This window comes from Pseudofulvibacter geojedonensis (genome assembly GCF_042675745.1).
GTDB classification, from domain to species: Bacteria; Bacteroidota; Bacteroidia; order Flavobacteriales; family Flavobacteriaceae; genus Pseudofulvibacter; species Pseudofulvibacter geojedonensis.
Genome location: NZ_JBHTJM010000013.1, coordinates 1 through 3861, shown reverse-complemented (window position 1 = coordinate 3861; position 3861 = coordinate 1). Strand labels below are relative to the sequence as shown.

The window sequence follows — 3861 nt, the reverse complement described above, 5'->3', positions numbered from 1 at the left end:
CAATAATCTGTAGAAGGCATATCTGCACCGTTATAAGTTCCGTTCCAACCCGCTCCATCAGGATCTAATTGTTTTAGTAATTTCCCATAACGATCAAAGATGTATATTTGAGAGATTGGTATTCCTTCTATACCATATATCATCCAAGTATCGTTAGCTCCATCTCCGTTAGGAGAGAAGAAATGTGGATAATCTATAGCAAATACATCTAAAACATCTTCCCAACATCCTCCTGCATCTGATATAGTTACCGTATGAGGCCCTGGAGTTACTCCGCTAAATACCCCTGTAGTGTTTACTTGTTCTGTATCTAATCCTAGATCTAATGTGTAGATAAATTCTACACCTGCTAAACTACTCGTTGCTGTTGCAATAACCTGGTGGTTCTCTGCAAAGGCATTAGTTGTTACACTTGCTTGGTAATCATCTGGGCTAGATGAAGCCGTTATAGATACCGTAGCTGTATTTTCACAAGTAAAGTCCATTTGTTCAGAACCTGTAACTGTAACTACATAATCTCCTGCTTGAGAAACGATTAGTTCTTGACTAGTAGCTCCTGGAATTTCTACTCCGTTTAACGACCATTGGTAAGTATAAATAGACTCATTAGTAGAAGCTGTTAAGTTAGTAGCTGTTGCATATAATACTGGTAAAGAAACATCTGTTAAAGGTACTCCGTTTTCATCTACACATAAAGTATCTGTAGTTGCTGTAGCAGTAATAATAATTGCTGGTACTTGAATATCGAAGTGTGTTAATGTATAACAACCTGTAGTATCATTCTCTGCACGTACCCAAATTACTTGCCCGTATGCTTCTGTATTATAAAAGTTATCCGGATTTGTTATTGGATTCATGGCTAAGTCTGCATCAGACTCAGATGTGTAGTAACTCAATGTTACATCTGGCTCTACTTGAGGTCCTTCTCCTATTAAAATATCTGTTTCGTAATCTAATAAGTTAAAGATTGCATATCCTTCTTGCAGGGTACCTGGGCCAGCACCATCGTTTACACAAGACTGCATTACTCCTAATTGAGCATCTATCTCACTTGGTTGTAAAGGAGATGGATTTGGTAACACCTGTAACTCTAATAAAGTAACTGTAAAGCATCCTGTAGTTGGATTTTCTATTCGTACATAGATATCTTGAGGGTTTACAGTATTTTCAAAAGCAGTTGTATTAGTTATTGCATTTGTTGCTGCCGAAGCGTCTGCGTTGCTTAAGTAATAACTAAATTCATTTCCTGTTTCTATTGTAATGAAACCTTCAGAAGAAGTTAAATCAAAAGCAACACTCGGAGTAACATTATCTGCAATCCAGTGGTCATCATCACAAACTGTTAATGAATAGAATGACTCTGCTACTGGCGGTAAATCTACTAATAAAGTTATTTCTTTTGTAGCACTACATCCTGAAGCACTATTGTTTACTACTACATAAACCACTTGTGGATCTGATGTGTTCTGGTAAGCTGTAGCATTGTTGATTAAAACATCTGCTGATCCTCCTTCAGAAATTAATTCTGAATAATACGTAAATGTATAACCTGTAATATCTGTGTTCTCATCATCAAATACAAATAAATCTGTATTAGCAGGGTCTTCTACATTTGTTAAATCAAAAATTGCTACGTTATCTGTTTCATCATCATCGTAATCACATAAAGTATAGTTGATATCTCCTGTTTGTAATTCTGGAGCATCTATAACTGTTAATGTTACAATTCCTTCTGCATTGTAGCTACATCCAGTAGCATTATCTACCACTACTACATAAATTGGTTCTTCATAAGTGTTTACCACACTATGATAGATATCTGTAACCACATCTGAAGTTCCAGATCCTATTTCTGTTCCTGGTATTTGTGCTGCTGCCTGACCTGGAGTTGCATAAAAATACACTTGCATACTTGGTATGTTTCCTGAAATAGTTGCTACAGCATCGTATAAATTAAATTGAGCAAACCCATCGTTATCTTGTTCACAAGCAAATAACTCTACTGGTCCGTTTGCCATAACAGTATTTACAGCTATTGTAAAACTGGTTACAGAAGTACAACCTGTAGTATCGTTTTGAATATTTACCCAAATAGTCTCTTCATTATAAGTTGTTGGTAAACTAGCTGGTGCTTGAATTTCATAAGCCGAAGTATCCAATCCTTGAAATGTAAATGAGTTTGTTAATCCTTCTGCATCTGCTTGAGTATTATAGAATGTTACAGTTACTCCAGATGCATTGTTAGTTAATGCATTGATGTTAGATGTTAGGTTAAAAATCATTTGTCCATCTAAATCATCATCACAAACAGGAGACATGTTAACACTTACTGCCTCAGGGTTAGGATTAACAACTACAGTACTCATATTACTTAATGTAGTTGCACACCCTGTTGCTGTATTAGTAATGTTAGATAAAGTTAATACTATGTCTATAGCATTACTTGTGTTTTGAACTGTCGGCACAGTTACTTGACCATTTCCTGATCCATCTAAAGTAAGAGTTCCCGTTATAGCTGTATTATTGTCTACTGTATAGCTATATGCTACATCTGCATTAGCAGTACCTACTATTGTAAATATAGCATCGTCCATTGCACAGATATCACTGTTATTGGTAACATTGGTTACATCTGGATTTGGATTAACAATTACGGTACTCGTATTTGTTAATGCAGTACTACATGTTGTAGTAGAGTTAGTAATGCTAGATAATGTCAATACAACATTTATAGAATTGTTAGTGTTCTGTGGTGTAGCTACTGTTACCGTACCATTTCCTGATCCATCTAAGGTTAACGTTGCTGAAACCGGAGTAGAAGTTCCTACAGTATAGCTATAAGCTACATCGGTATTAGCTGTACCTGTTATTGTAAATACAGCATCGTCCATTGCGCAGATATCACTGTTGTTGGTGATATTGGTTATTTCTGGATTTGGATGAACAATTACGGTACTCGTATTTGTTAATGTAGTACTACAAGTAGTAACAGGATTGGTAATACTTACTAATGTTAATACAACATTTATAGAATTGTTAGTGTTCTGTGGTGTAGCTACTGTTACCGTACCATTTCCTGATCCATCTAAGGTTACCGTTCCTAAAGTCGGAGCAGAAGTTCCTACTGTATAGCTATAGGCTACATTTGTATTAGCAGTACCTGTTATTGTAAATATAGCATCATCCATTGCACAGATATCACTATTATTGGTAACATTGGTTACATCAGGCGAACTAGGATCATTTAGTGTTACGTCTGGATCTTGTACTGAAGTACATCCTGTAGTTGGATTGGTAATACTTAAATCTGCATATGTTCCTGAACCAGTTGTTATAGTGGCACTACCACTTGTAACTAATACTCCAGCAAAACTTCCAGATGCATAATTTACTGTATATACACCGTCAGGAATATTTGTTAAGGTTAAAGTAATACTTCCATTTCCTCCACAAGTAGCAGGGTCGGTTCCTACTGCTATTATAGTTGGTAAACCACTATCTACTGTTACTGTTACATCATCAGTATCTGTACAACCTGTTGCTGTTTCAGTAATTGTTAGCGTATAAGTAGTTGTTGTTCCTACCGTTGATGTTGGATTCGAAATCGTAGCATCATCTAATCCTGTTGCTGGCGACCATGAATACGTAAACCCTGCAGCGGAAGCAGCTCCTATCTGTACACTTGTTGTAGTACAAGTAATGGTTCCATCTGCTCCTGCATTGGCTGTTGGTAAATCATTATCTACTGTTACCGTTACATCGTCGGTATCTGTACATCCATTAGAAGTATCAGTAATCGTTAGCGTATAAGTAGTTGTTGTTCCTACGGTTGATGTTGGATTCGAGATCGTAGCATCATCT

1 protein-coding gene is annotated in these 3861 nt (G+C 36.5%); it reads right to left on the bottom strand.

The window, feature by feature from the left end:
• The coding region (locus ACFQ1O_RS14685; protein ID WP_377717563.1) for a T9SS type B sorting domain-containing protein at positions 1–3861 on the bottom strand (3861 nt) is incomplete at both ends.